Below are 6,383 nucleotides of genomic sequence, written 5' to 3'. Positions count from 1 at the left end.
GGTGAGGACGGCGTGGCCCAGGGCGGGGTCGTCGCCGATCAGGAGAGGTTCGGCGGGGGCGGACCGGGCGGGGTCGACGAGGAGGAGTTGGCCGGTGGCGCGGTGGCCGCCGAGGACGGCGGGGCCGTCCCAGGCGGGCGCCGGGTCGCCGTAGTCGGTCCGCTGGTCGAGCAGCGGACGGCCGGCGCGGCGCACGGTGAGACGGGTGACGAGGTGGCCCGGCGGTTCGGCCGTGCGGCCGAGCAGTTGCTCCTCGCGCAGCAACAGGCTTGCGGTGGGCGCGAGTTCGACTGTGTAGGTCTGGTGCAGGGTGCTGCCCCGGGTGCTGATCAGCGGCCGGGGGAGCCAGTTCAGTGAGGCGTGGTCGGCGACGGCGAGGCGGACGTCGTAGGTGGCGGGGGCGGACGTGGCGCCGCGCAGGGCGATGGTGGCGGCGGCGGTGGTCATCTCCAGTTCGGCGGACGGCTCGACGGTGACGTCGACGCGCAGGCGGTCGCCGCCGAGGGGCGCGCTCATCGCGCCGACGACGCTGACCCGCGCGCGCCCCGCACGGGAGCGCAGCCGGCGCAGATGAAAGGGGCCGTCGCTGTGGAGGAGCGGGAGGGTGGTGGTGTGGCCGTTGTGGGCGGCGCGCACGCGGGCGGTGGCCCGGACACCGGTGACGTGCCCGTGGTCGCCGTCGCCGTCGCCGCCCGTCGGAGTGGCCGGCGTCGGGGCGGCGCGCGACGGGTGGGTGTCGACGGTCATGCCGTGGCCTCGGCGCGCGCGGTGGAGGCGCGCCACTCCGCGAGGTGGGGGGTGAGCCAGTCGACGACGGGAGTGATGCCGTCGTCGGTCGCGAGACTGGTGAACACGACTAGCCGGCCGCCGCGTTGGCGTTCCGCGTCGGCCGCCATCACCTTCAGGTCGGCGCCGACGTACGGCGCGAGGTCCGTCTTGTTGATCACGAGCAGATCGGCGGTGGTGATGCCGGGGCCGCCCTTGCGGGGGATGTCGTCGCCGCTGGCCACGTCGATCACAAAAAGCTGGAGGTCGACGAGGCCCCGGGAGAACGTCGCGGTGAGGTTGTCGCCGCCGGACTCGACGAGGACGAGGTCGAGCGGGTCCAGGGTCTCCTCGAAGTGCTCGACGGCCTCCAGGTTGGCGGAGATGTCGTCGCGGATGGCGGTGTGCGGGCAGGCGCCGGTCTCGACGGCGGTGATGCGTTCCGTCGGCAGCACGGCCTCGCGGCGCAGGAACTCGGCGTCCTCGCGGGTGTAGATGTCGTTGGTGACAACGGCGATGGACACCTCGTCGCGCAGGGCGCGGCAGAGCGCGGCGACGGTCGCGGTCTTGCCGGAGCCGACCGGTCCGCCGAGCCCGACCCGCAGGGTGTGGCGGCGGCTGCCGTCGGGGCGCACGGGCTCGGAGCTGTGGGTGTGGCGCTCGCGGAAGGTGGTCGGGTGGTCGAGGTGCACGGCAACTCTCCTCGTGGCAAAGGGTGTTCAGGAGGCGAAGAGGCGGGTGGGCCAGGCGGCGTGCTGTTCGGCGGTGATGTCGAGCAGCGGCGCGGACGCGGCGGGGAGGGCGTCGACGCCCTCGTCGGCGACGCGGGAGGCCGCCTCGGCGGCGCGGTGGGCGACGTCGTCGAGTTCGGCGGCGAGCCGGGCGAGCAGCGCGGTGGCGTCGAGCGGGTCGAGGCCGAGCAGGCGGACGGCCGCCGACGCGGGGCCGCCGACGCTCTCGTAGGCGGCGGCCAGCGCCGCGTCGAACGCCGTCAGCCCGGCGGCGCGGGCGGCGACGCCGAGCACCACGGGCTGGTGCGCGCCACGCGGCCGCGCGCGGTGCAGCCGGTCGAGTTCGGGCGACGGCCACGCGGCGCGGGCGGCGCGTGTCAGCTGCCGCCCGAGGCGGCGGCTGACCTGCCGCAGCGCGGGCACGGGCGTCCGCACGTCGGCGGCGTCGTCCAACGCCAGGGCGTCGTGGCCGCCCGCGGCGGCGCCGGCGAGGCCGGCGGCGGTGAGTCCGGCGGTGTGCAGCCGGCCCCGGCAGAACGCCGCCAGGCCGGCCGCGTCGCGCACCCGGCCGGCGGTGACGGCGGCCTCCACGCCGCCGGAGTGGGCGTGTCCGCCGGCGGGGAGGCGGCCGTCGGCCAGGACGAGCAGGGCGGTGCGGCTCATCGGGTGGGCGGTCCGCCTTTCATGGACGAGGCCCGGACGGGTCAGGGCTTCAGAAGAGGAAGTAGCGCTGGGCGAGGGGGAGTTCGGTGGCGTAGTGGCGGCCGACGAGCTGCCCGTCGACGGTGGTGCGCACGTCGGAGGTGGTGGCGCCGCCGATGGTGACGTCGAACGTGTCGGGGTCGATGACGATCTCGGGCAGCCCGTTGTTGTGGACCATGTCGGCCTTGGTGACGCCGCGCGTGGATCTGATCGCCCGCAGCTCCTTGCCCAGCCCGCGCTCGGCGAGCGCCCCACCGAGCGCGGCCTCGGCGACGAAGTTGACCGAGTTGGCGGCCGGCGCCCGTCCGCAGGAGCCCCACACCGGGCGGGGCAGGAACGGCTGCGGCGTCGGGATGGACGCGTTGGCGTCGCCGATCTGCGCGTACGCGATCTGCCCGCCCTTGACGACCATGTGCGGCTTCACGCCGAAGAACTTCGGCTCCCACAGCACCAGGTCGGCGAGCTTGCCCGGTTCGACGGAACCGACCTCGTGGTCGATGCCGTGCGTGATCGCCGGGTTGATCGTGTACTTGGCGACGTAGCGGCGGGCGCGGAAGTTGTCGGCGTCGGCGGTGTCCTCGTCGAGGTGGCCGTAGCGGGACTTCATGACGTGCGCGGTCTGCCACGTCCGCATGATCATCTCGCCGATGCGGCCCATCGCCTGCGCGTCGGAGGACATCATGGAGATCGCGCCCATGTCGTGCAGCAGGTCCTCGGCGGCCATCGTGGACGGCCTGATCCGGGAGTCCGCGAACGCCATGTCGGCCGCCACCTCGGGGTTGAGGTGGTGGCAGACGATCATCATGTCCACGTGCTCCTTGACGGTGTTGACCGTCAGCGGCCGGGTCGGGTTCGTCGACGCGGGCAGCACGTTCGGGCGGCCGACGAGGCTGATCATGTCGGGTGCGTGGCCACCGCCGGCGCCCTCGACGTGGAAGACGTGCAGGCCGCGGTAGCGCTCGTCGTCCGCCTCCGGGTCCAACGTCGCGGCGAGCGTGTCGTGGACAAAGCCCGACTCGTTCAACGAGTCAGCGTGCAGCGCCAGTTGGACGCCGGTCGCGTCGCACACGCGCAGCGCGGCGTCGATGACGGCCGGGGTCGCGCCCCAGTCCTCGTGGATCTTGAAGCCGAGCGCGCCGGCCGTCACCTGGTCGTGCAGCGCCTTCTCCGACACCGTGCTGCCCTTGGCGAGCAGCCCGATGTTGACGGGGAACTCGTCCAGCGCCTCGAACGTGCGCTGGAGGTGCCACTCGCCGGGCGTCACCGTCGTCGCCGAACTGCCCTCGGCGGGCCCGGTACCGCCGCCGATCAGCGTCGTCACCCCGGACGCCAGCGCCTCGTGGATCTGCCCGGGGCACAGGAAGTGCACATGCGTGTCGACGCCGCCCGCCGTGAGGATCCGGCCGTTCCCGGAGATCACCTCCGTCTCCGGGCCGACGACGAAGTCGCGGGCGCGCGGGTCGTCGTTGGGCCGGGGTGTCATGGTCTCCGGGTTGTACGCCTTGCCGATCGCGTGGACGCGCCCGCCGCGCAGCCCGACGTCCGCCTTCACCACGCCCCAGTGGTCCAGGACGAGCGCCCCGGTGATCACCGTGTCGACGGGTTCGCGCGGGTCGTCGCGCGGGATGTGCGACTGCCCCATCGACTCGCGGATCACCTTGCCGCCGCCGAAGATCATCTCGTCGCCGGCGCGGCCCGGCCCGCCACACCAGTCGTCGTCGATGCGCAGCACAAGACCGGTGTCCGCCAGCCGCACCCGGTCCCCGGTCGTCGGACCGTACAGGTCGGCGTACCGGGACCGCCGCAGCCGGCCGGGAGCGTCCTCGGCCTCCCTCTCAGTCGTCAAGGCCGGCCTCCTCGTCACTCTTCCCCGGCCGCAGCCCGCGCACGACCCGCTCGCCGGCGATCGGCACCAGCCGCACCTCCCGCTCGTCCCCCGGCTCGAACCGCTCCGACGTGCCGGACGCGACGTGCAGCCGCATGCCGTGCGCGTCCTCGCGGACGAAGTCGAGCCCCTCGTTCACCTCGGCGAAGTGGAAGTGCGAGCCGACCTGCACCGGCCGGTCCGAGTGGTTCGCGACCGGCAGCGCCCTCGGCTCGTGGCCCTCGTTGAGGACGACGTCGTACTCGGCGTCGTCCGGCAGCAGCTCCAACTTCCCCGGATGGACGACCACATGGGCTGTCGGCTCGTCGAACGGGTCGTGGATCGTCACCAGCTTCGTCCCGTCCGGGAACGTCGCCTCCACCTGGACGTTGGAGATCATCTCCGGCACGCCCTCCATGACCTCGGCGCGCCGCAGCACATGACGCCCGGACTCCATGATCGCGTCGACCGTCGCACCCGCCCGCGCCTCCTCGTACACGTACGACGTCAACAGCGCCATGGCCTCCGGGTAGTTCAGCCGCAGCCCCCGCTCACGCCGCCGCCGCGCGACGTCCGCCGCGACGTGGACCATCAGCCGTTCCTGCTCGTGCGGAGTCAGATGCAACGCCCCTGCCCCTTTCCTCGCTCGGTCACTAGACCCTTGCCCGGAACCGTTTCGCGGCGGTCAGGTCCCCGTTACCGCCGTGTGTCCCGCATCATGCGCCCCGCCGGCCGCCTCCCGGTCCCATACCAACGGCACTTGCCCGGAACGTGTGAACCCGCAGCACCAGCGCCCACCCCCGGCGCACGCGCGCCGCCCAACGGCGCGGACGGCCGCCCCCTCACGCCCGCCGACCGCTCGGGCGGGACTGTCAGTCCCCCCACCTACGCTTCCCCACATGCCCGACGCCTTCACCGTCCTGTGGACCCACGACACCTGCCGTGCGGTGCGCGCCGCCGGCCGTGTCGGCGAGCGCCCACCGGTCGCCTTCGGCGGCGCCCACTCCTCCCTGCCTTCATGGAAGGGCGCCCGCGCCGGAGAAGAGGTGTACGCCCTGCACGACAACAGACGTGAGGTGTTTGTGGTCTGCCGCATGCGGGTGCTCGACCAGGAACGCCGCGGCTGCTGCGGCCCGGCTCCCGCCACCTGGCAGGACCCTGCGTACCCCGGCCACGCCGACTGGTCGATGCTCGGCGCCGGCGGCTGCGGTGCCGAGCCCGTGCACGTCGACGCGACACCCGTCCGCTTCGACGTACCCGTACCCGGCGACCTCCTCTCCCGACTCACCTGGCGCAACCGGCGAGGCGACACCCGCGGCCTGAAGTACGTCGTGGACGGCCGTCTCGAACGCGCGGTCAGCCTCCAGGGCTTCTACCGCCTGACCCCCGACTCCGCCGCCGTCCTGGCGGACGTCGTTTCGCACGCGCCGACTCGTGACACCGCCGTCACAGACGCCCTGACCGGCAGGGGGTACGTTGGCGGAAAGCGGGCGCTCGACCAGGCGCCGCCACACGCGAGGCCGGAGCTTCGCAGTCGGGGGGACAGCAGTGAGATCGGTGTGCGCGACGGGCGCGGTGACATGCGGGGTGCTCCTCCTTCTCACGGGGTGCGCCGACGCGGCCGCCGGGCCGAAAATCGTGGGGACCCACGGCGCCGGGGTCTCGGTGCTCAACCGCGCCGCGAACGCCCCCTACTCGGCGCACCACCTCACGCTCTGTCTCGACCGCCCGGGATCGGTCAACATCACGGATGTCTCGTTCGAACACGTCGAAGGCGGCCTACAGGTCGAGGCGTTTGCCACCCGCAAGGCTGTGTGGAACACGGACGGCTCCGCCGACGGTCCGCTCTCCGAGATCAACTACGACCCCTCGGAAACCCGGGTGGCCACCGTCTGCGACGACCGCGCGGGGAAGGACGAGGACGGCCTGCCGACACAGCTGGCACTGCAACTCAACAAGCCGACGGACGCCACGGCACGCGGCGTGAACCTCGTCCTGCGCTACGAGTCCGCCGGCCGTACGCACACCCACCGCGTCGATTTTGAGCTCGTCCTCTGCCGAGGCGACGACAAACACCCGGAATGCGCCCTCAAGGGCGCGGACGCGTACCGCTCGTAGCCGGACAAGGCCGGAAGACAGGGGGACTCCACGTGACCAAGCCCAGGACGCCGTTCTGGTCCGCGACCGTCGGCAGACACCGCACACCCGTCTGGGCGTTCCTCGTGGTGGCCGCCTACTGCGCGTTCGGCATCGCGCTCATGTACTTCAGCAACCGGGCGTAGCGGCAGCTAGCTCCAAGGAGCCAGCGGGACGGCTGGGAG

General features: G+C 73.0%; 7 protein-coding genes. 2 read left to right on the top strand and 5 right to left on the bottom strand.

The window, feature by feature from the left end:
* The 5 genes from GL263_RS19075 to GL263_RS19055 form a co-directional block, all read right to left on the bottom strand.
* On the bottom strand, nt 1–747 hold a 747-nt coding region (locus tag GL263_RS19075; protein ID WP_182856946.1), incomplete at its 3' end, for an urease accessory protein UreD.
* Entirely contained in the window at nt 744–1,457 is a 714-nt protein-coding gene (ureG, locus tag GL263_RS19070; protein WP_182856945.1) for an urease accessory protein UreG, read from the bottom strand. The genes GL263_RS19075 and ureG, both read right to left, overlap by 4 nt.
* 27 nt (nt 1,458–1,484) lie before the next feature.
* Nucleotides 1,485–2,159: an urease accessory protein UreF gene (locus GL263_RS19065; RefSeq protein ID WP_182856944.1), complete on the bottom strand. Its 675-nt coding sequence runs from the start codon at nt 2,157–2,159 to the stop codon at nt 1,485–1,487.
* Nucleotides 2,160–2,208: 49 nt separating this feature from the next.
* Nucleotides 2,209–4,044, bottom strand: coding sequence for an urease subunit alpha (locus GL263_RS19060; RefSeq protein WP_323379471.1), 1,836 nt, complete (start codon nt 4,042–4,044; stop codon nt 2,209–2,211).
* Nucleotides 4,034–4,687, bottom strand: coding sequence for an urease subunit gamma (locus GL263_RS19055; RefSeq protein ID WP_182856943.1), 654 nt, complete (start codon nt 4,685–4,687; stop codon nt 4,034–4,036). The genes GL263_RS19060 and GL263_RS19055 overlap by 11 nt, the downstream gene beginning before the upstream one ends.
* 1,013 nt (nt 4,688–5,700) lie before the next feature.
* Here GL263_RS19055 and GL263_RS19050 point away from each other — a divergent pair.
* On the top strand, nt 5,701–6,180 hold the full coding sequence (locus GL263_RS19050) for a hypothetical protein (RefSeq protein WP_182856942.1): 480 nt from the start codon (nt 5,701–5,703) through the stop codon (nt 6,178–6,180).
* A 32-nt stretch (nt 6,181–6,212) separates the two neighbouring features.
* Nucleotides 6,213–6,344: a hypothetical protein gene (locus tag GL263_RS28890; RefSeq protein ID WP_267132781.1), complete on the top strand. Its 132-nt coding sequence runs from the start codon at nt 6,213–6,215 to the stop codon at nt 6,342–6,344.
* Nucleotides 6,345–6,383 lie beyond the last annotated feature (39 nt).

This window comes from Streptomyces durbertensis (assembly GCF_014156695.1).
GTDB lineage: Bacteria > Actinomycetota > Actinomycetes > Streptomycetales > Streptomycetaceae > Streptomyces > Streptomyces durbertensis.
The sequence above is the reverse complement of the archived record's forward strand: the minus strand, read 5'-3'. Positions and strand labels throughout refer to the sequence as shown.

Coding starts and splice junctions, on each gene's coding strand:
- GL263_RS19065 (WP_182856944.1), bottom strand. CDS start 2,159: ATGAGCCGCACCGCCCTGCTCGTCCTGGCCGACGGCCGCCTCCCCGCC.